This window comes from Austwickia chelonae (assembly GCF_003391095.1).
GTDB lineage: Bacteria > Actinomycetota > Actinomycetes > Actinomycetales > Dermatophilaceae > Austwickia > Austwickia chelonae_A.
This window is the reverse complement of the sequence record NZ_CP031447.1, coordinates 3,459,928-3,486,512: the sequence shown is the minus strand read 5'-3', so window position 1 is coordinate 3,486,512 and position 26,585 is coordinate 3,459,928. Positions and strand designations below refer to the sequence as shown.

The window sequence follows — 26,585 nt, the reverse complement described above, 5'->3', positions numbered from 1 at the left end:
ATGTATACGCCTATTCCGGTAACGATTTATCAACTCCTGGAGAGAAATTCCTCAGGTCGTCGTTGTCGAGAAATGCCACGCTGAAGTCGCTCCTGCTGATAGCAAAGGAGAACGGCTCTCACGGGGAGACACTCAGGCAACGACGCGGAGGACACATGGGCCACATCACACGACGCACCTTCGTCACCGGACTGGCCGGCGCCACAGGGCTGACCCTGTGGACCGCCGACCATGCCAGAGCCATCGACCGATCACTGGCCCGCGCCGCTGCCCGCGCTGTCAACACCACCGGAACCACCCTGGAACAAGCCGCCGCTCCTGGCGCGCGACTGTCTGCCACCGGCGCCTACCGGCGCCTGACCGCAGGCCCCGGCTACCCCCTGGTCGTCCGCCCCCAACTGGCCGCGCCCAAAACCGGACGAGACGACCGTCGCCGGGCCCTGGCCTCCTTCGTGCAGATCACCGACGTGCACATCATCGATGCTCAGTCTCCGATGCGTGTCGAATTCCTCCACTCGTTCAACGGGTCGGCCTTCCGGCCACACGAAGCCTTGGGCTCCCACGGCGGGATCTCGCTGGTGAACCGGATCAACTCGCTCAAGGGCGGGCCGTACACCGGGCGTCCTTTCGACTGCGTGGTGTCCACGGGGGACAACACCGACAACGACGAAGAGATCGAGCTGTCCTGGTTCCTCACCCTGCTCGCCGGGGGGAAGATCACCCCGAACACCGGCGGGCCCCAATGGGAGGGCGTGCAGAACTTCGGCAGCACTCTCTTCTACAACGTCGAATCCCCGCTCCAGGACCAGTACAAGAAGAAGGGGTTCCCGCAGATCCCCGGTTTCCTCTCCCGGGCGATGGCGCCGGTGACCAGCCCCGGGCTGCGCACCCGCTGGTACAGCGTCTTCGGCAATCACGACAATTCGGTCCAGGGCACCATGCCGCTCAGCTGGGACACCTTGGCCGAGACCTATACGGGGACGAACAAGATCCTCGGTATTCGGGACCCTTCTGCGCGTGCTGGTCTGGAACGCTCCTACCGTTCGGGACGTCCGGTGCCACCGAATGCGATTCCGAAGGAGGAGCGCATCGTCCAACAGGTCACTCCGGATCCGCGTCGCCGCCCGCTCCTGCCGGGGGAGTACATCGCGGCGCATCTCAAAGCTGCTGTCACCGGTGCCGGCCCGGTCGGTCACGGGTTCACCGCAGAATCGGCATCGACGGGACGCGCTTATTACAGTTTTCGGATCGCTCCGGGGGTGACCGGGATCTCCCTGGACTCGACGAACCCGGCAGGGTGGACCGAGGGCTCCTTGGGAGAACGCCAGTTCTTCTGGCTGGAAAGGCTGCTCATGTCCGGCAGTAGCCGTTACCACGGCAAGGACGGTCGGCCTGTCACGCATCGGGTCGCTGATGAGCTGTTCTTCGTCTTCAGCCATCACACGTCCGACACGATGACCAACCTGATCCCCAACCTCAGCGATCTCGAACGTCGCTATGCCGGCATGGAGGTCCTTGAGCTGCTCCACCGGTTCCCGAACGTCCTGGCCTGGGTGAACGGGCACACCCACAACAATGTGATCACTCCGCGGCCGCACACCGACCCTCGGCGTGCGTTCTGGGAGGTCAACACGGCCAGCCATGTCGACTTCCCGCAGCATGCGCGCCTGTTGGAGCTCGTCGACAATGCGGATGGCACCCTCTCGCTGTTCACCACCCTGGTCGAGTCCGATGCGCCCTATGCCGGGGGCTACGGTTCCGGCGCGCAGCGTGACCTGGCGGCGCTGTACCGGGAGATGTCCTTCAACGATCTCCACGTCAAGAAACGCAATGGCAGCAATGCCGACCGCAACACCGAACTGCTCCTCGTGAACCCCTTGGGCAAGAAGGTCTGACCGTCCTCTGCCGGGGGCGTCCTCCTTCCCTTCGGGGGCGACCCCGGCGACAACGGACGCGGGCGTCACCACCACGGTGACGCCCGCGTCGGCGTGTCCGGAGGGAAACCGGCCGGCGCGACGGATGCCCATAACCCGAGTTGTTCGACGTTGCCTGAAAAAGCAGCCAAGGGGGATTCAGGGAGTCGTCAACGGCTGTCCCGGAATCGATCAGCAAAGAGCAAAGAGGAACGGTCGTTCCGCGGCGCTGTGCCGTTATCGCGCTACGAAAGGTGCTGCGACGCAAACCCGACAAAGCGCAGAAGATGTGAGGAGAAACGCATGAAAGCGACAGGTTCGCAGCGCCGCGGGAAGCCTAAGTCTCTCGCAACGCTCACCGCACTCGGGGTCGTCATCGCCACTGCTGCGATGGCCCCGGGTTCGTTCGCTGCCCCCACGCCGACTCCGACACCGGACACCACCTTCAGCTACGAACAGGGCGAGGGCAAGAGCACCCACCGCGTCCTTCCCCGTAACGCCGGTGACCGGAAGCTCGCTGGGGCCTTCAGCAAGGCTGCTCCTGGTATCGGCGCTCCTGGTATCGGCGACCCCTACTATCCCGAGTACGGCAACGGCGGGTACGACGTCAAGCATTACGACATCGATGTCGACTACACCACCGAGACCGGACTGCTCAAGGGCACGACCATCATCTCCGCGCAGACCACGCAGCAGTTGAAGCGTTTCAACGTGGACTTCGCGCTCGACGTCAGCAAGGTCACGGTCAACGGGCAGCCGGCGTCCTTCCGGCGTACGTCGCAGCGTGAGGTCACGATCACTCCGGCGACGAGCCTGGCGAAGAACGCCGAGATGAAGGTCGCCGTCACGTATTCCGGTGTCCCGTCGAAGACCAAGATCAACGGCTCGACGGCGTGGATCTCCACTGACGAAGAAGCGTTGGCTGTCGGAGAGCCGGAGATCGCGCCCTGGTGGTTCCCGAGCAATGATCATCCGCGGGACAAAGCGACTTTCGACATTTCACTGACGGTGCCCGAGGGCATGCAGGCCGTCAGCAACGGCCGCTTGGTGAACACCTCTTATGGTGAGGGGAGGACCACGTGGACGTGGAGCGAGGACCGGCCGATGGCCACTTATCTGGCTTTCATGGCCGTCGGTAAGTACGAGATCATGCGGGGGACCTCTCCTTCGGGTATTCCGTGGTTGAACGCGGTGTCGACCAAGGGGACCCCTGAGTTGAAGCAGGCTCGTCAGGACCTGCAGCGCACTCCGGAGATCGTGGACTGGCTGGCCTCGCAGTTCGGTGAGTACCCGTTCACCACGTCCGGTGGGGTGGCTCCCGGCCTGAACTTCGGCTTCGCTCTGGAGACGCAGACGCGGCCGGTCTATTCGCCGACCTTCTGGGACGGCGGTGACCCCAATCTCGATGTGATCGTGCACGAGCTGGCGCACCAGTGGTTCGGCAACTCGATCAGTTTGAAGAACTGGAAGGACATCTGGATCAACGAGGGCTTCGCCAGCTGGGCGGAGTGGCGTTGGGCTGAACTGAAGCACAACTATCCGCCGAACCAGATCTTCAAGCAGCAGTACGAGATGCATCCGGCGTCGGACGCCAAGTTCTGGAACGTGGTGCTGACTGATCCAGGGCCGGGCCGGGAATTCGCCCAGGCGGAGTACGTGCGCGGTTCGATGGCGGTGCAGGCGCTACGGAACCGTGTGGGCGAGGCGACCTTCTGGGCGATCATCCGTGGGTGGACGGCGAAGTACCAGCATGGTGTGGCCAGCGTGCAGGACTTCATCGATTTCGCTCAGGAGCAGTCGGGTCAGGACCTGTCGACCTTCTTCCGGGCGTGGTTGATGACGCCGGGCAGGCCTGCGCCCTCTGCGGAGCTGGGTTTCCCGGCCTCGATGATTCCCAAGAGCTGAGAGACTTCCGGCTGGGTAGATGGGTCGCCGACGTCATCCTTCGTGCGACGGAGTGATGGCTGACACCTGAATGTTCCGGGCCTGGGCACCGACCGTGGTGCTCAGGCCCGGAAGGCTGTGGTGGGCGCTGACCAGGTGTCCGAGGCAGGCGATTTGCGCAGGTAAGGTTAACCTCACCTGTAGATAGATCGGAGCTTTTCCATGCGCCTGTCCCGTGCACTTACGGCAGCCGTCGCCCTCACCCTCACCCTCACCCTCGGGTCATGCGCAACCGGACCTCGCGAAGGCGCGAAAAACAATGCCAATAGCAATAATTCAGGCAGCGCACCGACTGATTCCTTCCCGGTCGACATCGACCATGCCCTCGGCACCACCACCGTCAAAAAAGCACCGCAGCGCATCGTCACCGTCGGATGGAGCGACCACGACGTCGTCGCAGCACTCGGTCAGGCACCCGTCGGCGCGACCAAGGTGACCTGGGGCGGCAATGACAAAGGGTCGACCCCCTGGTTCGACGCGAAACTCAAAGAACTCGGCAACCCCGAGGTGACCCGCATCGCCGACGCCGACGGCGTCGACACCGAAGCCATCGCCAAACTCAACCCCGACCTCATCCTCGGAGTGAACTCCGGCCTCAAACAAGAAGAGTTCGACAAGCTCACCAAGATCGCGCCCACCATCGCCTACCCCAAAGCGCCCTGGGCGACCTCCTGGGAAGAACAACTGAGCATCATCGGCAAAGCCACCGGCCGCAGCTCCGCCGCGAAAACCCTCCGCGAACAGACCGACAAACGCATCGACGAAGCCCTCGCCCGCTATCCGCAGATCAAAGGCAAGAGCGCAGCCTGGGTGTGGTTCACGCCCACCGACCTGTCGACCATCGGCATCTACACCACCACCGACGCCCGCCCCCACATGCTGCGCCGCTTCGGCATGATCGACGCGCCCACCGTCAGCGAACTCTCCAACGGGCCCGCTTTCAGCGCGACCATCTCCGCAGAGAAGGCCCACACCGTCGAATCCGATGTCACCCTCTTCTACGCCGACGACGAACAGCTGAAAACCCTGCAAGCACACCCGCTGATCTCCAGACTGCCCGCGCTCGCAGCAAACCGCTACTTCGCCAGCGCGAACAACCAAGAAGCCCTGCCGCTGTCCTCGCCGACGCCCTTGTCCATCCCGGTCGCCCTCGACAGCTTCCTGCCCAAACTGGCCCAGGCCGTCGAGGGGAAACCCGCCCGGTGACCGATGCGCAGGACCGGCCGGAAAACACCACGGCCACCGCATCACCGCACCAGCTGCACATGAACGGCCGCGCCAGGAGAACACCACTCCTCGGCATGGCCGTGCTCGGCCTGCTGCTACCTGTGGTTCTGCTGTCCTCCCTGGCCGTCGGCGCCCATCACCTCGGCCTGGAACAACTCTGGGCCGGGATCAAGGGCACCGACGGCCACTCCGCAGGGATCGTCGAGACCAGGCTCGACCGCACCCTCATCGGCGTGGCCGTCGGTGCGGCCGCCGCGCTCTCCGGAACGCTCCTTCAAGGACTCACCCGGAACCCTCTCGCCGACCCAGGCGTCCTCGGCATGACCTCCGGAGCCTCCCTGGCCGTCGTCCTCGGACTGCACCTGGGCATCCGACAACCATCCGTCCTCGCTATCTGCGCGTTGACCGGCGTCATCCTGGCGGCCGCCGTCGTCGCCGCCGTCGCCGCGATCGCCCCTCCAGAACGCCGAGACCTGTCGATGGTGCTCGCCGGAGCCGCCGTCCTCGCCGCCGCCACCAGCCTCACCAGCACCGTCCTCCTGCTGGACGCCGAAGCACTCGACGTACTGCGCTTCTGGCAGGTCGGCTCGGTCGCCGGCCGACCCGTCGAAGATCTCCTGGCCGCCGCACCCTTCCTCCTTGCCGGAGCCGCCCTCGCGCTGGCCAGCATCGGCACGCTCGACGCCCTGGCACTCGGCGACGACCTGGCGACCGCACTGGGCGAACACGTCAACCGGCGCCGCTTCACCGTGCTCGCGGCCGCCGTCCTCCTCACCGCCGGAGCCACGGCCGTAGCCGGACCCATCGCCTTCGTCGGGCTCGTCGTACCGCACACCTTGCGGCGGCTCTTCGGCGCCAGCACGGCCCCTGTCCTGCTCGGCTCTTTCATCGCCGGACCGATCCTGGTCGTCGCCGCCGACACCCTCGGCCGGGTGATCATGCCCCCCGCTGAGATCCAGGTCGGCATCATGACCGCACTCGTCGGAGCGCCCGTACTCGTGGCCATCGCCCGGACCCGAGGCGGACCACGATGATCGAAGAATCTGCGGCGCTGACCGCCCTGCGAGATCAACGGCGACTCCTCCGCCGGCGCCGAGCGAGCACTGCCGCCCTCATCGGACTACTCCTCGGCAGCGCGCTCACCGCCAGGGTGCTCCTGGGCGACTACCACATCACCCCAGCTGATTTCGTACGGATTATCGCCGGTGAGACGATCCCCGGAGCCAGCTTCATCCTCCTGGAATCGAAACTGCCCCGCGCGATCGTCGCACTCCTCGCCGGAGCGCTGCTCGGCGCCGCAGGCACCCTCGGCCAGTCGCTCTACCGAAATCCGCTGGCCAGCCCAGACATCCTCGGACTCACCGGTGGCGCGACCACCGCCGCCGTCACCGCGATCGTGCTGGCCCGCTGGTCCGGACCATCGGTCACCATGGCTGCCGCAGCAGGAGCGCTCGCTGTCGCAGCTGTGCTCCTCACCGTCAGCGGCACCGGACCGGGCGCAGCCACCCGAGCCGTGCTCACCGGCGTCGGGATCTCCACCGTACTGGCAGCACTCGTCCACGCCGTCCTCTTACGGGCCGACCTCCACCGTGCTCACGACGCCCTGGTCTGGATCACCGGATCCACGTCCCGGGCCACCTGGTCCGATATCGCGGTGCTTGCCGTGCTGGCCGTACTCACGCTGCCGTCGGCCCTGGCCCTGGGCCCCGCCATGCAGTCCTACGCCTTGGGTGATGACCTGGCCAGCGCCTTGGGCGTACGCCTCCACCTGATGCGAAGCCTCTGCCTGGCCGTCATCGTCGTCATGGTGGCCGCAGCCACCGCCGTGTGCGGACCGATCGCTTTCGTGGCGCTCCTCGCCGGGCAAGGTGCCGGAGCCATGTCCCGCAGACTGGGTCGATCCGCGCCCATCGGGACCGGCGCGGCCACCGGCGCGCTGCTGGTGCTCAGCGCCGACTACATCGCCGCCTACAGCATCCCCGGCACCGCGCTACCCGTCGGCGTCGTCACCGGACTGGTCGGAGCACTCTTCCTCGGCGCGCTGCTATGGCGCGGCTCAACCCACCAGGAGCGCATGTGACAAGTACGGATCATGCCCACGGCGCGGACGCCGACGAGAACAGGCCTGCTGCGCACCAGATGTCACCGGACACTGCTGCGCCCCTGGTCGTCGACCACATCGAGTTGTCCTACGGAGAACGCGCCGTCGTCCATGGCGTCGACCTGACCGTTCCTGACGGCCGAGTCACCGTCCTGGTCGGAGCCAACGGAAGCGGCAAATCGACCCTGCTACGGGCGATGGCCCGGCTGCTCAGCCCCCGATCCGGACGAGTCCTCCTCGACGGTAAGGACCTGGCCGGACAGGACACCCGCGAAGTGGCTCGCAGGATCGGCCTGCTTCCGCAAACAGCCCAGGTGCCCGACGGGATCACCGTCGCCCAACTCGTCATGCGAGGACGACAACCCCACCGGCGACGGCTCTTCCCCCGACCGACCGCAGCCGACGACCTCGCCGTCGCCCGCGCCCTGGACGCCACCGACCTGGTCGAACTCTCCGGACGACAGGTCACCGAGCTCTCCGGCGGGCAACGTCAACGAGTCTGGCTCGCCATGGTTCTCGCGCAGGACACCGGCGTACTCCTCCTGGACGAACCGACGTCCTACCTGGACCTCGCACACCAGGTCGACGTGCTCGACCTCGTCCGACAGCTCAGTGACGACGCCGGAATCACCGTGGTGATGGTGCTGCACGATCTCGCCATGGCAGCCCGGTACGCCGACCACCTGGTCGCCGTCAAAGCCGGGCGGATCGTGGCCGAAGGTCGCCCTGCCGACGTCCTCACCGCCGACACCGTCGCCGACGTCTTCGGGATCACCGCTCGAGTCATTCCCGACCCGGACACCGGCACGCCGGTCGTCCTGCCCCGGGCCCGCCCCACACCGGGACGGCAGTGAACTGAACTCCGAACACGGGGCTCGACCCACTGCCGTCGGCGGAACGGGAGTCAGCGGGGAGGGAACGCCGGGTCGACCCCGCGCACCGCGGCAAAAGCAGGCCGGATCGTTCCGGCGATGAGGCGCTCGCGGGAGTCCTCGTCCCAGAAAGCCGCTTGCGCAGCATCCACGGTGAAGCGTTCCACTGCTTCGATTCCGTAGCCGAATGCTTCGCAGAGCAAGGCGAACTCCTCGGTCAGCGTCGTCCGGCTCTGCAACCTGTTGTCACAACTCACCGTCACCAGGAAACCCAGGTCGGCGAGCACCGGGAACGGATGCTCCGCGATGCTTTCGCAGATCCCGGTCTGCACGTTCGACGTCGGGCAGACTTCCAGGGGGATCCGGTGGTCACGCAGGTAGGTGGCGATTTCTCCCAGCGCCGGGCTGTCCCCGTCGAAGCAGATGTCCTCCATGATGCGGACCCCGTGACCGACCCGTTCCGCGCCGCACTCGAGGACGGCCTGACGGATCGACTCCGGGCCGTCGGCTTCACCGGCATGAGCGGTGCTGTGCCCGCCCCCGGCCTTGATCGCCGCGAAAGCCGGTGCGAAACGTTCGGCGGGAAATCCGTCCTCCGCCCCGGCGATATCGAAACCGGCCACTCCACGGTCCTTGAACTCCAGAGCGAGTTCTGCGATTTCGGTGGACGGCTCGTTGTGCCGCATGCTGCACAGCAGTTGTCGGACCACGATCGGCCAGCCCTGTTGGGCGCACTCGGCCATGCCCTGGACCAGACCCGAGGCCACGGCCTGCACGGCATCCCGCATCGACATGCCGCCTTGGGTGTGCTGCTCCGGAGCCCAACGGGTCTCCCCGTAGACGACGCCGTCGGCGGCGAGATCGTGGACATATTCCCGGGCGACTCGCGTCAGGGACTCCGGGGTCTGGAGGATCGCGATGACATGGGTGAAGGTCTGCAGGTAGAGCTCCAGGGAACCGGAGGTCGACGCCTCGTAGAACCATTCGCCTAGTGCGGCATCGCCATCGGCTGCCGCTTCTGGCAGCTGCCAGCCGATCTCCTCGGCGAGCTCGATGATCGTCTGCGGGCGCACACCGCCGTCCAGGTGATCGTGCAGGGAGACCTTGGGCAGCGCGCGCAGCTGGTCACGGGTGAGGGTCATGGGTCCTCCTCGGTCGCTCCTGGTGGCTTTCCGTGTCGGGTCGTCGCCGGGCCTTGTGTCCCCTCGAGCGCTGCGACATGCCCGGATGATGTCGAGACTGCTCCCGGCATCATCAGAATGCCTGTCACTGACGTGAATCCGTCGCTTTGACGGCTCTTGTCAGTTCTTTCGCAAGGTCAACGTGCTGTACGGGGTGTTGGGTTCCGGATCTTAAATAGGATGTTGGGTCCATTTTGGGGCGTCACGTGGACCATCCTCACCTGACTTTTATGTAGCTTTGCGAGAAGCTATCTAAAGTTAGGCTATTAGAAGGCATACTTTGGTGAAAGATGAATGGGGTGCTCGGGCGACACCAACCCGCCAACACGCTCGTGCGCTCAGGGTGCACGGCGCCCGCCGCCGCGCACCCGATACCCGCGAATGGTGCATCGGTGCAGGTAGGAGAGAGATGTTCAAGGCCGCCACGTCCCCCCATCAGCAGGCGCTCGAAGACCAGTTCGGACTGGCCGACCGCGTCGTCGACGAAGACGTCCTCGCCAACAGCGTCGAACGTTTCCGCGAACGCGGCATCATCCTCCCGACCCTGGAAGAGCTCTCCGACCCGCCCAAATACATCCCCGCAGAGAAGTACGGCGACGCCGACCCTCAAGGACCCGACCCTCGCAACCTGTGGCGCGTCCACTGGTACAACGACAAGGACGGCAACCAGGTCGACGTCCCCGAGCATGCCGTCCTGACCAAGGAGCTCACCGGCATCGACTCCCCGATCCTGGTGCTCTTCGGCAACCGTTTCCCGATGATCACCGCCCACAAGGTGCTCGCCGCCTACGCGTGCCTGGCCCCTCGCCTGGTCACCGGTCAGTTCGACCCGACGGCGCATCGCGCGATCTGGCCGAGCACCGGCAACTACGCCCGTGGCGGCGTAGCCATCTCCCGGTTGATGGCCTCCCGCGGGGTGGCGATCCTGCCCGCGGGCATGAGTCAGGAGCGTTTCGACTGGCTGGACACGTGGTGCGAGAACCCGGCCGAGGACGTCATCAGGACGGTCGGTACGGAGAGCAATGTCAAGGAGATCTACGACGAGTGCAACCGGCTCGCGCAGGACGACACGAACTTCATCTTCAACCAGTTCGCCGAGTTCGGTAACCACCTCACCCACTACAAGGTGACTGGTGCGGCCCTGGCCCACGTCTTCGAGCACTACAAGAAGACCTCTGGCCGCGCCGACGCCAAGCTCGCCCTGATGACCAGCGCGACCGGTTCAGCGGGCACCATCGCCTCCGGGGAGTACCTGAAGGACACCTATGGCACGAAGGTCTGTGCGGTCGAAGCGCTGGAGTGCCCGACCCTGCTCAAGAACGGGTACGGCGAGCACAACATCCAGGGCATCGGCGACAAGCACCTGCCGATCATCCACAACATCAAGAAGCACGACCTGGTGTGCGCGGTCTCCGACGAGGCCACCGACCAGCTCGAGGTGATGTTCAACGAGGCCGCCGGGGTCGACTACCTGGTCTCGAAGGGTGTTCCGCAGGAGATCATCGACACCCTGCCCGATTTCGGGGTCTCCTCGATCTGCAATGTGTTGGCGGCCATCTCCTGTGCGAAGGTGCTTGGCCTGGGGGAGGACGACGTCCTGGTCACCGTGGCCACCGACGGCGGGCAGATGTACCCCTCGGAGCGGGTCAAGATCACCGAGCGCGACTTCTGCGGGGAGTTCACCGCCGAGCATGCCGCCGAGGTGTGGGGCCGCCACCTGGCGAATGTTCCGACCGACGGCGCCTTGGAGATGACCGAGTTCGACAAGGACCGCATCTTCAACCTGGGCTACTACACCTGGGTGGAGCAGCAGGGCACCCCGTTCGAGCTCTTCGAGTCGCGGCGTGACCAGAAGTTCTGGGACGACCTGCACGCCTACCTTCCCGTGTGGGACCGCATGATCCAGGACTTCAACGCCAAGGTCGCCGAAGGCTGAGCGGCGAGGCGCCCCTGAACGGGGGGGCCTCCAGCGGAAGGACCCCGGGGTGCGGCCCACCAGGCCTGTGCCGTACCCCGGTTCACTCCGCTCTGATCCCCCGGGCAGGCCGTCGTGCTCGCCGGGCCTCCGCGCTGCGGACCACGGTGACCAGCCGTTGGATCTCGGCGACATGACCGCAGAAAGCTGTCCGCCCGGCCTCGGTGAGAGCGACCTCCAAGTGGTCGCGTCTGCCCGAACGCAGGCGGACGGTCTGGACATAGCCGTGGGTCCGCAACACCCGGACATGCTTGCTCAAGGCCGAATCGGACACCCCCAGTTCGTCACGCAGACCGGCGAAGTCACGTGACTCGACCGGGACCAACAGGGCGCACAACCGCATCCGGGTCGGTTCGTGGACCAGGGCGTCGAAGACGGGAGCAGGCACTGGCCCATCGTCACATGCATCTTGCCGCATAGGAAAGAGCGATCCGAGGTGATGACCAGCCAAGACACGCGCGAAAGCGCTTCTCGTCTGGCTAAATACGTCCAGTCGACGTTGACTGGGGGCTACCCGTGCGAACAGGAGCCCCCATGCCCAGCACCGTGAAAGGTGTCATCGCCCGCGCCGAAGGCGCCCCCGTCGAACTCGTTGACGTCATCGTGCCCGACCCCGGCCCCGGCGAAGCCGTCGTGAAGATCCAGGCCTGCGGGGTATGCCACACCGACCTGCACTACCGCGAAGGCGGCATCAACGACGACTTCCCCTTCCTCCTCGGCCACGAGGCCGCCGGCATCGTCGAAGCGGTCGGCTCCGATGTCACCGACGTCGAACCCGGCGACTACGTCATCCTGAACTGGCGGGCCGTCTGCGGGAAGTGCCGCGCCTGCAAACGCGGAGAACCCTGGTACTGCTTCGCCACCCACAACGCCTCCCAACGGATGACGCTCACCGACGGCACCGAACTCACCCCCGCACTGGGCATCGGAGCCTTCATCGAGAAAACCCTCGTCGCCGCTGGGCAATGCACAAAGGTGGACCCCGCCGCGGCACCTGCGGCAGCTGGGCTCCTCGGGTGCGGGGTGATGGCCGGCATCGGCGCTTCCCTGAACACCGGAGCGGTCCGCCGCGGTCAGTCCGTCGCCGTCATCGGCTGCGGAGGCGTGGGCTGCGCGGCCGTCGCCGGAGCAGCCATCGCGGGAGCGACCACGATCATCGCCGTCGACCTCGACGGACGGAAACTCGACTGGGCCACCGGCATGGGCGCCACCCACACGATCAACAGCAGCGACGCCGACCCGGTCGAACAGATCCGGGCCCTCACCGACGGGCATGGTGCCGACGTCGTCATCGACGCGGTCGGACGTCCGGAGACCTGGAAACAAGCCTTCTACGCCCGTGACCTCGCCGGGACCGTCGTCCTCGTCGGGGTGCCCACCCCCGACATGTCCCTGCCCGACATCCCCCTCATCGACCTCTTCGGGCGCGGCGGATCCCTCAAATCCAGCTGGTACGGCGACTGCCTGCCCGAACGGGACTTCCCGATGCTCATCGACCTCTACCAGCAAGGCCGACTGGACCTCGACGCCTTCGTCACCGAGACCATCGGCGTCGACCAGGTCGAACAAGCCTTCACCAAGATGCACCACGGTGAGGTCCTGCGATCGGTGGTGACCTGGTGAGAGGCCCCCAGATCCCTGTCGCCCGCGGTATCACCTCAGGCACCTTCACCCTCGACGGAGAGACCTTCGACGTCGACAACAACGTCTGGGTCATCGGCGACGACCGCGAATGCATCGTCCTCGACGCGCCCCATGACGCTGCACAGATCATCGACCTGATCGGCGACCGCGAACTCAAGGCCATCGTGTGCACCCACGCCCACGACGACCACGTCCGCGTCGCCCCCGAAGTACGCGAACGCACCGGAGCGCCCATCTGGCTGCACCCGGCCGACCGGCCGCTGTGGGAACTCACCCACCCCGACCGGAACTGGGACGCCGACCTGACCGATGGTCAACGCATCACCGTCGGCGGGGTGACCCTCCACACGATCCACACCCCGGGCCACGCCCCCGGCGCCGTCTGCTTCTACGCGCCCGACCTGGACGTGCTCTTCTCCGGGGACACCCTGTTCTCCGGCGGACCCGGAGCCACCGGCCGATCCTTCTCCTCCGCACCGCAGATCCTGGAATCCATCCGGGAACGCCTCCTGACCCTGCCCGAGCACACCGTCGTCCACACCGGACACGGCGACTCGACGACCATCGCAGCCGAACAGGAGAACATCGGCTGAACCCGGACCCGGGGTGGGAGAACACGGGGCCGCGCCGCCAGGCGCGGCCCCGTCGTGCTCATTTCTTCTTCAGGACGGCGCAGCCGATACGGGCCCCGGAATCACCGGCGGCCTTCGTCTCGGCGTCGGGGCCGTTCGGGGCGTACCGGCTGGGGATGTTCGCGTAGTTGTCCGGGTTGTGGTGGATGATCATGCTGAGCCCGGCCTCGGCGGTCAGGTGTTCTTCCTTCAGCCGGTCGGTCAACGTGCTGATCTTGCCGTGCCCGTCCTTGCCGACGTACAGGACGGGCAGGTCCCCGTCGTGGTCGGGGTGGCTCTGACCTGCTGCGGCGAGGTGACCGCCGGAGGACAGGTTGTGCCCCGTCTTCTGCGCGTCTTTCGGGTCGTGGGAATGAGCCTCGCACTTGCCGATCGCGTGCAGGTGCATCCCGTGGAAGCCCGGAGGTAGCCCCTGTGTGGTCACCTGGACGGTCATGCCGTGTTCGGCCTTGCTGATCTCCACGGTCCCGACCTTCTTGCCTTCGGGGGTCGTGATCTCTCCGGCGGCCAGTGCCTTGTCGTTGCCGGAGGAGTCGGCTCCATGGCCCGCAGCGCCATGGCCTGCGGCTGAGTTCTGCCAGCTGGGTCTGCTCTCACTGACCGCGGAATTCTGCTGGCCGCCGCAACCGGACAGGACCGCTGCGGTGACGGCGATGAGGGGTAGAACGGCGCGACGCATAGGTCCTCCTGTGTATTTCACGGTGCGCCCTACACCCTGACCTCATCGTGGGAAGCCTGGTGGTGGGCGCGCGCGGCCGATAGCCGGGGTGGCGGTGGCCTGCGCCGGATGGTCGTATCTCGGGCCCGGGGAGCCTGTTGATCACATACGATATTGATTCTTTCTGATCTTTGGCAGGGACGAGCCCGAAGACTTCCTGGCGGCGCATGATGGACGCGTGATGCGCCCGACCGCGGCGGCGGAAGACTGCGGGGCGCTCTTGAGGACCAGGAGGTCATCCATGTCACTCCCCGACAGCGTGGACGGGGCTGCGGTATATGCCGTCGCCGACTGCGGAGGTACCCATACCAGGCTCGAACTCTGGCGTGGTGATGAGCTTCTCGCCACCGAGACCCTCGGCAGCGCCAATACCGCGACGACCACACCCGACGAGGCACGTCGGATCTACGGCGAACTCATCGGGCATATCGCGGACCGGGTCACCGACCCCATCGAAACCTATGTAGCCACTGCCGGATTCGATGACCCGACCGCGGACCTCCTTGCTGAGATGTTCGCCGGTGCCGTGCGGGAGCGTCACTACCTCGGACGGGTGCACATCTTCAACGACATCCTCCCGCTGCTGTTCGCCGAGGAGCCAGGGACAGAATCGGTGGCCGCGATCATCGGTACGGGCAGCGCCTATTGGTCACGTGATTCCCAGGACGTCGTGGCCAGGGTCGGTGGCGTCGAGTGGGTTGCCAGCGACGACGGCGCCGCCGTCGATGTCGGACGGCGAGGGCTGGTGGCGATGGTGCGGGCGGCCGACGGTCGGGGGGAGAGGACGAGCATCACCGCTCGGGCAGGACTGGATGACGCGGGGGCATTGCGGTTGGCTCGGGAGGCAGGTCAGGACTCCCGTCCGAAGCAGTTGCTCGCTCCTTTGGCGCGGGCCGTGACCCAGGCCTGGACGGAGGACGACGACGCCGTCGCGGGCCGGATCATGATTGCCGTGGTGGACCAGGTGGAGGAGTCCTTCGCCGCGGCCGCTCGGAACCTGGGTTCTCCGGCCTCGGCGACCTGGGTGATCTGCGGCGGGCTGGTCAGTGGCTGTCTGCCGTACCAACGCCTGGTGCTGGATGCCTGCGCGCGGGCATCGGGGGGCGCCGCAGACGTGCGGGTGGTGGAGAACGCCTTGGACTCGCTGCGGTCCTTCGCCGCTCGTGGGTGTGCGGTGAGGGTCGGTGCGCGTTATCGCCGGACGGTCATGTCCTGAGCGGATCGTCCGGGAGCAGCCCTCGCAGCAGGGTGCGAATGGTGACTCGTAGCTGCCGGGGCAGGTCGTCGGTGGGTGTACGGCCGACACCGACCCGGACGAGGTCCATGTACATGGTGGCGTAGATGCTGTAGGCCGCGAAGGCGCGGGTTTCCTCGGGGTGCTCGGGGTGGGTGATGGCAAGGATCTCGCGGATGGCGCTCTCGAGCTGTTCGACGGTGGCCAGATCGGCGTCACGTCGTGGGTCGACGGTGAACAGCAACTCGCGCTGATAGGCGACGACGACCTCGGGGTGGGCCATCCCGGTTTCGGCGAGCGGGGTGAGCAGGGCAACCACGGATTCGACGGCGCCTGCGCCTTGTCCGGCCATGTGCAGGCCTCGCTCGTGGCCGAGTCGGAGTCTGGAGTTCATCACGGTGACGAGCAGGTCGGCTTTCGACCGGGCGTGCCGGAAGAAGGTGCCATTGGAGACATCGGCGCGTTGAGCGATCTCCTGGGTGGTGACGGCGTTGTACCCCTTGAGTCGGAAGAGTTCTTCGGCGGCGTGGAGGATCGCTTCCGACTTGAGTCGTTTGTTGCGGGCGCGGCGCCCTTCGTCCTGGGTGGCTGTCATAGGTCCCTTCTCGGTACGGGTGTTTCCCGATAAAGATGAAATGCGTCCTTATGAGAGATTACTCCGTTTTCACAAGGTCGGCCTGTCCTGTGTGAACTTCGCTACAGCGCGACAGTAGCTGCTTAAAACGGAGTACGCTCCTTTTTGGGTGGTCGTGTTGCCGCCCTGTCGGACAGAACCATCGGAAGGACGCACGGTGTACTACAGCAGTGGCAACTACGAAGCCTTCGCACGACCCCGCAAGCCACAGGGAGTCGACGAGAAATCCGCCTATCTCGTCGGCGCAGGACTCGCCTCCCTCGCCGCTGCGGCCTTCCTCGTCCGCGACGCCCAGATGAAACCCGAACGGATCACCATCCTCGAAGCCTCACCCCTCTCCGGCGGCGCCTGCGACGGCATCGTCGACCCCGAAAAGGGCTTCCTCATCCGCGGCGGACGCGAGATGGAGAACCACTTCGAATGCCTCTGGGACCTCTACCGGTCCATCCCCTCCCTGGAGATCCCCGACGCCTCCGTCCTCGACGAGTTCTACTGGCTCAACAAGGACGACCCCAACTACTCGCTGATGCGAGCCACCAAGAACCGAGGACAGGACGGGGAGACCAACGGTGAGTTCACCCTCACCATGCGGGCCCAGAAAGACCTCATGAAGCTCTTCTTCACCCGCAACGAAGACCTCTACGACAAGAAGATCACCGACGTCCTCGGCAAAGACTTCTTCGAATCCAACTTCTGGCTCTACTGGCGCACCATGTTCGCCTTCGAGGACTGGCACAGCGCCCTGGAGATGAAGCTCTACCTGCAGCGTTTCATCCATCACATCGGCGGCCTGCCCGACTTCTCGGCCCTGAAGTTCACCAAGTACAACCAGTACGAATCGCTGATCCTCCCGCTGGTCACCTGGCTGAAGGACCAAGGCGTCGTCTTCCAGTACGACACCAAGGTCACCGACGTCCGCTTCGCCCTGACCGCGCCCGCCCCCGGCGGCACCGGCACCACCAAGGTGGCCGAACGGATCGAATGGATCCGCGACGGTGAAACCGGAGGCGTCGACCTCACCGCCGACGACCTCGTCTTCGTCACCAACGGCTCCTGCGTCGAGAACTCCAACTGGGGCGACCACCACACCCCGGCCACCCTCGACCCCGAGGTCCGCCCCGGCGGCACCTGGCAGCTGTGGCGCAATATCGCCCGCCAGGACCAGAGCTTCGGCAACCCCGAGAAGTACTGCAACGAAACCCACCTGACCAACTGGGAATCGGCCAGCCTCACCACCCTCGACGACCGGATCCGCCCCTACCTGGAGAAGATCTGCCGCCGCGACCCCCTCGCCGGACGCGTCACCACCGGCGGCATCGTCAGCGTCCGCGACTCCTCCTGGATGCTCTCCTGGACCATCAACCGCCAGCCGCACTTCGCCGCCCAGCCCGGCGACAAGATCGTCGTCTGGATCTACAGCCTCTTCACCGACCGCCCCGGCGACTACGTGAAGAAGCCGATGCGCGACTGCACCGGTGAGGAGATCACCCAGGAATGGCTGTACCACCTGGGCGTCCCCGTAGAACAGATCGACGACCTCGCGGCGAACTCCGCGATCTGCATGCCCTGCATGATGCCCTTCATCACCTCCTTCTTCATGCCCCGGCGAGCCGGTGACCGCCCGAACGTGGTGCCCGACGGCTGCGTCAACTTCGCCTTCCTCGGCCAGTTCGCCGAAACCACCCGCGACACCATCTTCACTACCGAGTACTCGGTGCGCACCGGCATGGAAGCCGTCTACACCCTGCTGGACGTCGACCGTGGCGTGCCCGAGGTGTGGGGCAGCGTGTACGACATCCGCGACCTGCTCAACGCCACCGCACGGATGCGTGACGGCAAGAAGCTGAAAGTGCCCGGCTTCATCATGAAACGACTCGACCGCACCATCATCGGCGGACTCCTGCGCTCCACGGGTGTCATCTGAGCACTGTCCTGCGTCGCACATCGGACATGAACGACCGACATCGGCTCCTGGGCCAGGCCAGCCCAGGAGCCGACGTCAGCCACGGAGCGCGATGAAGCGGAGGTGCTGCTTGACGCAGGCCGCGAACTGAGGAAGCTCAGCTCGCTCTAGGGCCTCGGGGAGGGAATCCCCTATGCCATCTGAAGGTAGAAGGCCTCGTTGATTTTTCGTCGCTCTCTTCGAGGTCCCGCAAGGCGTCGAAAGCTGCGCGCTGGGCATTTCGGCGACGATCGAGGACTGCGTCGACTTCCTCTGTCTTCAGGCGAGTATGCGTTCCAACTTTATGGGCAGAGCTCTCTCCGTTGCGGATCATCTTCATCAGTGTGGGTCGGGAGACTCCGAGTGCATGGGCGGCGGCAGTTGTCGTGAGTGTGGCAGGGCGGGGCCCAACGGTAACGGTCCTCCTGGAGACGAGGAGGCGTACTGCGTCCAACCTCAGTGGCCACCTCTCGTGCGTCGATTCGGGTGTAGGTGCGGCGTGGGCTCTCGCTGCTCCGCTTTCCTCTGAGAACCATCGCAGCGGCAAAATCTGCCCGCATATGGAATGACCGGCGGCGAAGACTGTCCCACAGCGTGTTTCCGGGTGCCACCGACGAAGTCGAAGAAGGGAGGAATAAAATGAATACGTCGCACGTTCGGTGAAACGTGGGCAATATCTGGCATCTCACCGAACGTCGATACGTGGACCTGTGCATGCAGGCCACGTGTGTCTGTCGAGGCTGACCACCCGCCTCGCGCCGGCACCACACGGTGCTTCCGCCCGGCGGTCGACAACTTGAGACCTGCCAGCAGAGGAAACAGCATGACGAGCACATCGGCGTCCGCATCGCCTGAGAAAACACCCACGCCCGCCGCCGCGGACACGAGCCCACCAGCCGACACACCACCACGTCGGCGTGGGCCCCGCATCTCCTACACCACCCAGGTACTCCTCGCACTCGCCGCCGGTATCGGCCTGGGCTACCTCGCGCGCGCAGCGAACCTCGACTGGCTCGCGAACTCACTGGGCGTCATCGGATCACTCTTCGTGCAACTGCTCAAACTCGCCGTGCCACCGCTGGTGTTCACCGCCGTGGTCAGCAGCATCGCCCACCTGCGCGGAGTCACCAATGCGGCCCGCCTCGCCGGACAGACCCTGCTTTGGTTCGCCATCACCGGCCTGGCCGCCTCCCTCATCGGCGTCGCCCTCGGACTGCTCACCCACCCCGGCCGCGGAGTCACCCTCGACCTGGGCACCGCGAAAGCCCCGTCGAAAGGCGGCGGCTGGACCGACTTCCTCGCCGGGATCGTCCCCACCAACCCCGTCGGTGCCTTCGTCCAGGGCAACGTTCTGCAGATCGTCTTCCTCGGTGTGGTCGTCGGTATGGCCGCCGTCCAGATCGGCGACAAGGCCGAACCCTTCCTGAAACTCACCGACTCCGTGCTCGAGATCACCCAGAAGGCGCTGTGGTGGGTCATCCTCCTCGCCCCGATCGGCACCCTCGGGCTCATCGGCAAAGCCGTCGCCACCTACGGCTGGGACCTCCTCGCCCCGCTGGCGACCTTCGCGATCGACGTCTACGTCGGATGCCTCCTCGTCCTGCTGGTGCTCTACCCGACGGTGCTCTTCTTCTCCGGACGGCTCAGCCCGCGCAAGTTCTACGCGGGCGCCTGGCCGGCGATCCAGCTCGGCTTCGTCTCCCGGTCGTCGGTCGGCACCATGCCCCTGACCCAGGAAGTCACCATCGACCGCCTCGGCGTCCCCAAGGACTACGCCGCCTTCGCGGTGCCCTTCGGTGCGACCTCGAAAATGGACGGATGCGCCGCCATCTACCCGGCCTTGGCAGCGATCTTCGTCGCCGAGGTCTTCGGAATGGACCTGACGATCCCGCAACTGGCCCTGATCGTGCTGGTGTCCGTGGTCGGCTCCGCCGCGACCGCCGGGCTGACCGGAGCCATCGTCATGCTGACGTTGACCCTGTCGACGCTGGGCCTGCCGTTGGCCGGTGCAGGGCTGCTGCTGGCCATCGACCCGATCCTCGACATGATGCGTACCGCCACCAATGTCGCCGGGCAAGCGTTGATCCCCGTCGTCGTCGCCTCCCGGGAAGGCATCCTCGACCGTGCGGTCTACGACGCCCCCAAGGGCGACATGGTGATCGGCGGGGAGACCCCCAAGAACAGCGTCGACGCCGTCACACCCGCGCCGGCGGCGACCCTCGAGGCCGCAGCCGAAGAAGCCCCGAAACAGCAGGCCGAGCCGGTAGCTGCCGGGCAGAGCCAGGCCAAGAGTGCAGGGTGACCTTCACCGCTCTGAGCTGAGTAGTACAGCTGCCTGAAAATCGGAGGGCCGGATTCTCCCGTGGGGGGACCGGCCCTCCGTGCGTATCGGCTCAGCGCGGAGGACCCGGATCGTACGGCGGGATCGGCGCCGAATACGGACGGCCCGGCCCGCCGGACCCAGCACCACCCGACGAACCTGCCGCGTCCCCGGCCCCACCGGAAGCACTCTGATCGCCAGTAGACCAACCCGTCGGCACGTCGGAGTTGCGCGGACGATCCTGCACCTGATCGTCCTTCCACACCGCTGTCCCCGCAGGGCCGATGATCACCGGACCCTGCGGGGAAAGCCCTGGACGCGGCGGGACACGGGTCGACTTCTGCTTCGCCACGAAATCGACCCCCTTCCCCGCAGCCTGCCGCGCCTTCGCGATCTTCGTCGTGTACTTCCCCTCGGTGCGAGTGTCCACGAACCGGCCGGCCTGATCGAGCGCCGCCTCGATCTGCCCACGACGGTTCTCCGTCATCTCACCGGCACTGCGCCGCGCCTGCGCCGTGACGTGAGCAGCCTCACCGGCAACCTTGCGCGCCTTCTGCGAAAAGTCCTTCATGAACGGCACTTCGTCCTCCTCACCTGAACCGGGTGCCCGCGAACACCAGCGGTCTCACCGGGCAGCGTACGAACGGCACCCCATGTCAAGGCACTACCCGTACCACCTGTGCCTACACCCCGCCCCTGACAAGCGGTCCTCTCCGTAAGACGCCGTGGCACCAACGGAATAGGGCAGACACCATGAATGTTCGACATCGAAACACTGTCCGCGATGCTCACAGCACACCGAAAGGCACACCGTGACCGACCGACACCCGCACACCCGCGCCGTGCGCGCCGGCCTGGAAAGTGACACCACCCACGGCGCCGTCGTGCCACCGGTGTACCTCTCCAGCAATTACACCTTCGCCGGATTCGGCGAACCCCGCCGCTACGACTACACCCGCAGCGGCAACCCCACGCGCGGTGTCCTCGGTGCCGCCCTCGCCGACCTCGAAGGCGGCGCCGACAGTGTCGTCACCGCCACCGGCATGGGCGCCATCACCGTCGTCGTCACTGCGCTACTCAACCCCGGACAGCGGATCATCGCCCCCCACGACTGCTACGGCGGGACCTGGCGGCTCTTCGACTCCCTCTCCGGGAAAGGCCATTTCACCGTCACCTATGTCGACTACACCGACCCCGACGCCGTCGTCCGCGAACTGTCCGCCGACGCTCCCGGCGGTGCGCCCAGTGTCGTCTGGATCGAAACGCCGTCGAACCCGCTGCTGCGGATCACCGACATCGCCGACATCGCCGACCGGGCCCACACCCTCGGTGCGACCGTCGTCGCCGACAACACCTTCTGCTCGCCGCTGTGGCAGCAGCCCCTCGGGCTGGGCGCGGACGTCGTCGTGCACTCCACCACCAAATACCTCAACGGGCACAGTGACGTCGTCGGCGGTGCGATCATCGCGGCCACCGCAGAACTGGCCGAACAGATGGCCTGGTGGGCGAATGTTCTCGGTGTCACCGGTAGCCCGTTCGACAGCTACCTGACGCTGCGCGGGCTGCGCACCCTGCACACCCGCATGCGAGCTCATGAGGAAGGCGCAGCGGCCGTCGTCGAGGCGCTCGTCGGGCATCCCGCCGTGCGTCGCGTCCACTACCCGGGCCTGACCGATCACCCCGGCCACGAGGTCGCTGCCCGGCAGCAGCGCAGCTTCGGGGCGATGGTCTCCTTCGAGCTGGCCGACGAAGCCGCAGTACGCCGCTTCCTCGACGGGCTGACCTGCTTCTCCCTGGCCGAATCCCTCGGTGGGGTCGAATCGTTGGTCGCTCACCCGGCGACGATGACGCACGCTTCGATGACCGCGGAAGCGCAGCTTTCTGCCGGGATCACCGCAGGTCTGTTGCGCCTGTCCATCGGGTTGGAAGCTCCGCAGGACCTCGCCGCAGACATCAGCGCCGGACTCGATCGAGCAGCTGCATAGCAACCTGCGAGTGCGAGTGCGCCAACACCGCTGCTTAACCGGAACCTGAGCACCGTACTTGGTGCCCAGGTTCCGGTTAACCGGGATCGGAGTACATCAGCGTTGACCTGAGCACCGAGTACGGTGCCCAGGTCGGGGGCGCGCCGAGGGCGCTGTTGTTGCCGGGGTGCGGAACGGGCCGTGAGTACGATGCGCGCATGACGCGCAAGCGAATTCGTGCTATCGCCTGGCTAAGGGCCTCCAGCGCGACAGCCGCGCTGATCGTCGGAGCTTCCTCGGTCTGCGCCACTCCGGTGGCGGCGAGCGCAGCGCCGGTAGTTCCGGTCTCCGGGATCGGGCAGACCGTTCCCCCGGCGCCGGTGGCTGCCGAGCCCCGTCATATGCCGCGTGTTCCCCAGGGGTGGGTAGAAGAAGAAATCGCCTTCCCGAGCGCCAGCGGAACCGTGTACGGAACCTGGTTTCACCCGATCGACACCGGGGAGGCTCGCCCTGCCGCGCTGCTCATCGCAGGCAGCGGTCCCACCGATCGGAACGGGAATTCCGCCGTCCCGGGTTTCCGAACCCTCGGTAGTCTCCAAGCGGTAGCGCGCATTTATGCCGCTCAAGGAGTACCCAGTCTGCGTTACGACAAGCTCGGCAGCGGAAAGACCGGAATGGGTACTGTCGGGCAGCGACCGCCGACTCTCGAGATGTTCCGTGACCAGTCCGAACGAGCTTTCGTGGAGCTGTCCCGTCGCCCTGGGGTCGACCAAGGTCGGTTGATCGCCGTCGGACATAGCGAAGGGGGGCTCTTCGCCCAGCTCCTCACACTGGGGGAGCGGCCTGGCGTGCCCGTTCCTCGCGGGATCAACCTGCTCGCCCCATTGCCGGAACGCTATCTCGACGTGATCGCCGAACAGCTCGTTCGTCAGGTCGACAGTGCTCTCGCGGCAGGTCAGCTGTCTCCGGAAGAAGCCGGCGACATCAAGCGTGAACTGGCGGCAGCGGTCGCTGCGATCCGGGCCGGGAAACCTCTTCCTGAACTGAAAGGGCTTTTGGCGCAGATCTTCAACCCGGGGGTCGCGCTCTATCTACAACAGATCGACCGTCACGACCCTGCGGTGCTCGCCGGGCGGGCCCGTGCCGGTACCGAAGTGCTGGTGACCTGTTCCGAGGCGGACATCCAGGTCGGTTGCCCCGAGGTTCACCGCCTCGCCGACGGGTTCACCGGCCTCTACCTGGGGCCGCGCTTCGTCGCACTGAAAGGCGTCAACCACGTCCTCAAGGAGGACGCCTCCCGTGACCCGCGTCTCTACAGCGCCGATGTGCCCTACTCGACCCAGCTGAAGACCGAGATCACCCGATTCGCAGCTCGCCTCACACATCAGCGCTGAGGCTCCGCAGCTCCCGCGGCACCAACACCGCTGCTTAACCGGAACCTGGGCACCGTACTCGGTGCTCAGGTTCCAGTTGAGGGAGAGCGCGGGTCACCAGTGTTGACCTGAGCACCGAGTACGGTGCCCAGGTTCCGGTTGTGGGGGATGCGGGTGGATGCGGGGGCGAGGGTGGTTAGACGGGTTCGGTGAGGAACTCCCGCACATGATCGGCGACCTCGTCGACCCAGGGTGAGCGGAGCATGGTCACGTGGTCGCCCGACACCGTCACCGTCCGCCACTTCCCGGTCAGGAAGGGATCCCACACCGAACGCATCGCCCTTTCCGGAGTATCCGCCAGAACCACCAGCGTCTTCCCCGGCCACGGACGGCCGTGATAATACGGCGCGATCATGTTCGCGTGGTCGAACAGCCGCCACGCCATACTGCCATTACTGCTGGTCGCAGCCAGCGCCACCGTCCCACCCAGGAACTTCGCCTGCTCGATCAACGACCGTTTCGGCGGCGGAGGCATGTACGCCGCATCCGGCGGGAAGGAATCCAAGATCACCAGGTGGCTCACCCGGTCACCCGAAGCCACCAACTGGTGCGCCATCTCCACGGCGACCACCCCGCCGAACGAATGCCCCGCCAAAATGTACGGGCCACGCGGCTGGATCCGGCGGATCTGCGCAATCCGGCGCTTCGCCATCTTGCGGATCGACCACTCCGGCAAGCCCCGCCCCTCCACCAGCGGCGACTGCAAGGCGTACGACGGCTGATCCGCACCCAACCGGTTCGCCAACGCCAGGAAACCGACGCCCAGGCCGCCCGCACCGGTCACCAAGAACACCGGCGGACGGCTCCCGTTGCTCTGCAAAGGCAACGACCAACGCCGCTTGTCCTTCGGCCCGTCCTCCAAAAGCCGGGCAGCGAATACTCGCAAGGTCGGCGTCTCCGCCAACATCCGGGTCTCCGCGCGGGCCGGGGAAACCCCCACGTCATTGATCAGCCGAGTCATCAACTCCTCAGCGCTCAGCGAATCGCCGCCCAAAGCAAAGAAATCCGAGTAACCGCGCAGGGTCGTCTTGTCCAGGCACAGCACATGCGCCCAATGCTCGGCGATCAGACACTCCCACCCGGTCTTCAAGTGCTCGCTGTCGTCGTCATCCGCCGGAATCGGCTCCGGCAAAGCCTTCCGATCGATCTTGCCCCGCTCCGTGCGCGGCAACTCGTCCAACAGGACGATGATCTCCGGCACCATGTGCGCAGGCAACCGACCACGCAACGAACTACGCACCGCAGCCTCACCGGTGTCCGTGTCCGACTCGAGCACCACATAGGCCAACAGCCGGATCGCCTGGTCATGCGGACGGACTCCGCTGACCACCACGGCCTCACGCACGCCGGGGATCTGGAAGAGCGCCGCATCGACCTCCCCAGGGTCGACCAGATAACCACGGATCTTCACGCTGTGGTCCGACCGGCCCACGATCATGTAATTGCCGTCCGGGAGCAGACGCCCCTGATCGCTGGTCAGATAGGTGTGCCAGCCGTCCTCGGTCCGCCCGAAGGACGCCGCCGTCTGCTCCGGAAGCCCCCAATAGCCCAACGAGAAACACGGCGCGCTCACCCGGACCCTGCCCACCTGCCCCTCAGGAACCGGCACCCCCTCGGCATCGACGATCTCCACGACCGTCCGACCCACGCTCCTCCCCGCGGGAAGTTGGCCGTCCACCGTGGCCGGATCGACCACGTACTCGATGAGCAGACCCGTCTCCGAACACCCGTACCGGTTACGGATGGCACACCCCGGAGGAAGAAAAGCCGTCGCCGGGAGCACATCCCGGGCATGCGCAGGCTCACCGGCGATCGTCAGCTGACGCAGACCGGTCAGCAGATCAGGCCGGGGCTTCGTCGCAGTGAACCCCCGCAGGATCGCCGGCGAAGCGATCATCAACGTGCACCCCTGCCGGTCGATGAAGGACGCCAACTGCCCGATCCCCGTGGTGCGAGTGTCGTACAGGTGCATGGTCACCCCGACCAGCAGGCCGTGCACCGTGGCGGTCAACCCGGCGTGGAAAGCGATCGGCAGGGTGTGGGCGAAGACATCGGTGTCGCCGTAACACTCCGCCGAGATACTGGAGTTCCAGGCGTCACGGATCAACATCTCGTGCGGATTCGCCACCGCTTTGGGCTCGCCCGTCGAGCCGGACGTGAACGCGACCACGGCGACATCGTCGGCAGCCGGCGGATCCTCCCACAACCGATCGACACCCGCAGCATCCCCGTGGGTGGCATCGCCCTCGGGGACGACGACGCGGATACCCAACTCACCGGCGAGGAACTGCTGGCTCGGGGCGGTCAGGACGATGCGCGCGCCGACCCTGCGCACCAGCCGCTGGGAGCGGTCCGCCGGGGTCCGCGGGTCCAGGACGAGGACCGGGTGCCCGGACGCCAGGACGGCGACCAGGGCGGCGACCGCGTCGACCTCGTGGTCGAACAGCAGGGCCACCGGCTCATGGGCGTTGAACTCGGCCTCTCCGAAACGGCGGGGCGGCGGCACCAGTTCGGCCAGGTTGTGCCGCAGATCGGTCAGGATCGATGCGGCTCGGGCGGCCAGGGTGCCGTAGCTCAGCGAATACTTCTGGTCGGTGACCGCGACCTTCGAAGGTTGCTCGGTGATGACATCGCGCAGCCGCGGGATGATCCCGGCTGGAATGTCCGCCTCCTGCAGAGTGCGGCAACGTTGCTTGTCGGCACCGATCATCACGGCAGGCCCCCTCGAGATTTCGTGGACAGTTCGCCTGGAGTCTAGGAGGCACCCCTCCCTGCACTGACAGCGCGGTCGAAATCTGCTGTGCAGAAAAGGATTTGCGCTAATCAGGAGGGTGTGGCGTCAAGGATGCGT

General features: G+C 66.1%; 21 protein-coding genes. 14 read left to right on the top strand and 7 right to left on the bottom strand.

Annotated features, from left to right (window positions below; genetic code table 11):
- Window positions 1-155: 155 nt before the first annotated feature.
- The 6 genes from DX923_RS15315 (at window position 156) to DX923_RS15290 (ending at window position 8,039) form a co-directional block, all read left to right on the top strand.
- Entirely contained in the window at window positions 156-1,895 is a 1,740-nt protein-coding gene (locus DX923_RS15315; protein ID WP_116115954.1) for a TIGR03767 family metallophosphoesterase, read from the top strand.
- Between the two features lie 321 nt (window positions 1,896-2,216).
- Window positions 2,217-3,818, top strand: a complete 1,602-nt coding sequence (locus DX923_RS15310; RefSeq protein ID WP_116115953.1) for a M1 family metallopeptidase — start codon at window positions 2,217-2,219, stop codon at window positions 3,816-3,818.
- Window positions 3,819-4,019: 201 nt separating this feature from the next.
- Window positions 4,020-5,063 (top strand): iron-siderophore ABC transporter substrate-binding protein, encoded by a 1,044-nt coding sequence (locus DX923_RS15305; RefSeq protein ID WP_116115952.1) that lies wholly within the window; start codon window positions 4,020-4,022, stop codon window positions 5,061-5,063.
- Complete coding sequence (locus tag DX923_RS15300) at window positions 5,060-6,118, top strand: FecCD family ABC transporter permease (protein ID WP_240322663.1); 1,059 nt, start codon at window positions 5,060-5,062, stop codon at window positions 6,116-6,118. The genes DX923_RS15305 and DX923_RS15300 overlap by 4 nt, the downstream gene beginning before the upstream one ends.
- Window positions 6,115-7,164: a FecCD family ABC transporter permease gene (locus DX923_RS15295; protein WP_116115951.1), complete on the top strand. Its 1,050-nt coding sequence runs from the start codon at window positions 6,115-6,117 to the stop codon at window positions 7,162-7,164. The genes DX923_RS15300 and DX923_RS15295 overlap by 4 nt, the downstream gene beginning before the upstream one ends.
- A 59-nt stretch (window positions 7,165-7,223) precedes the next feature.
- Complete coding sequence (locus DX923_RS15290; RefSeq protein WP_116116378.1) at window positions 7,224-8,039, top strand: ABC transporter ATP-binding protein; 816 nt, start codon at window positions 7,224-7,226, stop codon at window positions 8,037-8,039.
- Between the two features lie 50 nt (window positions 8,040-8,089).
- On the opposite strand, the gene DX923_RS15285 is transcribed toward DX923_RS15290, so the two are convergent.
- Window positions 8,090-9,199: an adenosine deaminase gene (locus DX923_RS15285; RefSeq protein WP_116115950.1), complete on the bottom strand. Its 1,110-nt coding sequence runs from the start codon at window positions 9,197-9,199 to the stop codon at window positions 8,090-8,092.
- A gap of 448 nt (window positions 9,200-9,647) precedes the next feature.
- On the opposite strand from DX923_RS15285, the gene DX923_RS15280 reads away from it, so the two are divergent.
- Complete coding sequence (locus tag DX923_RS15280; protein WP_116115949.1) at window positions 9,648-11,174, top strand: pyridoxal-5'-phosphate-dependent protein subunit beta; 1,527 nt, start codon at window positions 9,648-9,650, stop codon at window positions 11,172-11,174.
- Between the two features lie 82 nt (window positions 11,175-11,256).
- Here the strand turns inward: DX923_RS15280 and DX923_RS15275 are convergent, their stop codons facing one another.
- Complete coding sequence (locus tag DX923_RS15275) at window positions 11,257-11,601, bottom strand: transcriptional regulator (RefSeq protein WP_205413064.1); 345 nt, start codon at window positions 11,599-11,601, stop codon at window positions 11,257-11,259.
- Between the two features lie 146 nt (window positions 11,602-11,747).
- Between DX923_RS15275 and DX923_RS15270 the strand changes: the two genes are divergently transcribed.
- Entirely contained in the window at window positions 11,748-12,836 is a 1,089-nt protein-coding gene (locus DX923_RS15270) for an S-(hydroxymethyl)mycothiol dehydrogenase (protein WP_116115947.1), read from the top strand.
- Window positions 12,833-13,450, top strand: a complete 618-nt coding sequence (locus DX923_RS15265) for an MBL fold metallo-hydrolase (RefSeq protein ID WP_116115946.1) — start codon at window positions 12,833-12,835, stop codon at window positions 13,448-13,450. The genes DX923_RS15270 and DX923_RS15265 overlap by 4 nt, the downstream gene beginning before the upstream one ends.
- A 58-nt stretch (window positions 13,451-13,508) precedes the next feature.
- Here the strand turns inward: DX923_RS15265 and DX923_RS15260 are convergent, their stop codons facing one another.
- Window positions 13,509-14,168 (bottom strand): superoxide dismutase family protein, encoded by a 660-nt coding sequence (locus DX923_RS15260; protein ID WP_116115945.1) that lies wholly within the window; start codon window positions 14,166-14,168, stop codon window positions 13,509-13,511.
- Window positions 14,169-14,448: 280 nt separating this feature from the next.
- Here DX923_RS15260 and DX923_RS15255 point away from each other — a divergent pair, with 280 nt between their 5' ends.
- Entirely contained in the window at window positions 14,449-15,423 is a 975-nt protein-coding gene (locus tag DX923_RS15255) for a BadF/BadG/BcrA/BcrD ATPase family protein (protein WP_162873060.1), read from the top strand.
- Here the strand turns inward: DX923_RS15255 and DX923_RS15250 are convergent.
- Window positions 15,413-16,036, bottom strand: coding sequence for a TetR/AcrR family transcriptional regulator (locus tag DX923_RS15250; RefSeq protein WP_116115943.1), 624 nt, complete (start codon window positions 16,034-16,036; stop codon window positions 15,413-15,415). The two genes, DX923_RS15255 and DX923_RS15250, sit on opposite strands and share 11 nt — an antisense overlap.
- A 196-nt stretch (window positions 16,037-16,232) precedes the next feature.
- Here DX923_RS15250 and DX923_RS15245 point away from each other — a divergent pair, with 196 nt between their 5' ends.
- Window positions 16,233-17,999, top strand: a complete 1,767-nt coding sequence (locus tag DX923_RS15245) for an oleate hydratase (protein ID WP_116115942.1) — start codon at window positions 16,233-16,235, stop codon at window positions 17,997-17,999.
- A 136-nt stretch (window positions 18,000-18,135) separates the two neighbouring features.
- Here the strand turns inward: DX923_RS15245 and DX923_RS17230 are convergent, their stop codons facing one another.
- Window positions 18,136-18,351, bottom strand: coding sequence for a hypothetical protein (locus DX923_RS17230; RefSeq protein ID WP_240322662.1), 216 nt, complete (start codon window positions 18,349-18,351; stop codon window positions 18,136-18,138).
- A gap of 489 nt (window positions 18,352-18,840) precedes the next feature.
- On the opposite strand from DX923_RS17230, the gene DX923_RS15235 reads away from it, so the two are divergent.
- A complete protein-coding gene (locus DX923_RS15235) occupies window positions 18,841-20,319 on the top strand; it encodes a dicarboxylate/amino acid:cation symporter (protein WP_205413063.1) in 1,479 nt (492 codons plus the stop codon).
- Between the two features lie 91 nt (window positions 20,320-20,410).
- Here the strand turns inward: DX923_RS15235 and DX923_RS15230 are convergent, their stop codons facing one another.
- Window positions 20,411-20,908, bottom strand: coding sequence for an antitoxin (locus tag DX923_RS15230; RefSeq protein ID WP_240322851.1), 498 nt, complete (start codon window positions 20,906-20,908; stop codon window positions 20,411-20,413).
- Between the two features lie 241 nt (window positions 20,909-21,149).
- On the opposite strand from DX923_RS15230, the gene metB reads away from it, so the two are divergent.
- Together metB and DX923_RS15220 are read left to right on the top strand one after the other, a co-directional pair.
- Window positions 21,150-22,322 (top strand): cystathionine gamma-synthase, encoded by a 1,173-nt coding sequence (gene metB / locus DX923_RS15225; protein ID WP_116115939.1) that lies wholly within the window; start codon window positions 21,150-21,152, stop codon window positions 22,320-22,322.
- A 197-nt stretch (window positions 22,323-22,519) separates the two neighbouring features.
- Window positions 22,520-23,695 (top strand): alpha/beta hydrolase, encoded by a 1,176-nt coding sequence (locus DX923_RS15220; protein ID WP_116115938.1) that lies wholly within the window; start codon window positions 22,520-22,522, stop codon window positions 23,693-23,695.
- 175 nt (window positions 23,696-23,870) lie between these two features.
- On the opposite strand, the gene DX923_RS15215 is transcribed toward DX923_RS15220, so the two are convergent.
- Window positions 23,871-26,444 (bottom strand): non-ribosomal peptide synthetase, encoded by a 2,574-nt coding sequence (locus tag DX923_RS15215; protein ID WP_116115937.1) that lies wholly within the window; start codon window positions 26,442-26,444, stop codon window positions 23,871-23,873.
- Window positions 26,445-26,585: the final 141 nt, after the last annotated feature.

Coding starts and splice junctions, on each gene's coding strand:
- DX923_RS15315 (WP_116115954.1), top strand. CDS start 156: ATGGGCCACATCACACGACGCACCTTCGTCACCGGACTGGCCGGCGCC.
- DX923_RS15310 (WP_116115953.1), top strand. CDS start 2,217: ATGAAAGCGACAGGTTCGCAGCGCCGCGGGAAGCCTAAGTCTCTCGCA.
- DX923_RS15305 (WP_116115952.1), top strand. CDS start 4,020: ATGCGCCTGTCCCGTGCACTTACGGCAGCCGTCGCCCTCACCCTCACC.
- DX923_RS15295 (WP_116115951.1), top strand. CDS start 6,115: ATGATCGAAGAATCTGCGGCGCTGACCGCCCTGCGAGATCAACGGCGA.
- DX923_RS15290 (WP_116116378.1), top strand. CDS start 7,224: ATGTCACCGGACACTGCTGCGCCCCTGGTCGTCGACCACATCGAGTTG.
- DX923_RS15285 (WP_116115950.1), bottom strand. CDS start 9,199: ATGACCCTCACCCGTGACCAGCTGCGCGCGCTGCCCAAGGTCTCCCTG.
- DX923_RS15280 (WP_116115949.1), top strand. CDS start 9,648: ATGTTCAAGGCCGCCACGTCCCCCCATCAGCAGGCGCTCGAAGACCAG.
- DX923_RS15270 (WP_116115947.1), top strand. CDS start 11,748: ATGCCCAGCACCGTGAAAGGTGTCATCGCCCGCGCCGAAGGCGCCCCC.
- DX923_RS15260 (WP_116115945.1), bottom strand. CDS start 14,168: ATGCGTCGCGCCGTTCTACCCCTCATCGCCGTCACCGCAGCGGTCCTG.
- DX923_RS15255 (WP_162873060.1), top strand. CDS start 14,449: ATGTCACTCCCCGACAGCGTGGACGGGGCTGCGGTATATGCCGTCGCC.
- DX923_RS15250 (WP_116115943.1), bottom strand. CDS start 16,036: ATGACAGCCACCCAGGACGAAGGGCGCCGCGCCCGCAACAAACGACTC.
- DX923_RS17230 (WP_240322662.1), bottom strand. CDS start 18,351: ATGATCCGCAACGGAGAGAGCTCTGCCCATAAAGTTGGAACGCATACT.
- DX923_RS15235 (WP_205413063.1), top strand. CDS start 18,841: ATGACGAGCACATCGGCGTCCGCATCGCCTGAGAAAACACCCACGCCC.
- DX923_RS15230 (WP_240322851.1), bottom strand. CDS start 20,908: ATGAAGGACTTTTCGCAGAAGGCGCGCAAGGTTGCCGGTGAGGCTGCT.
- DX923_RS15220 (WP_116115938.1), top strand. CDS start 22,520: ATGACGCGCAAGCGAATTCGTGCTATCGCCTGGCTAAGGGCCTCCAGC.
- DX923_RS15215 (WP_116115937.1), bottom strand. CDS start 26,444: ATGATCGGTGCCGACAAGCAACGTTGCCGCACTCTGCAGGAGGCGGAC.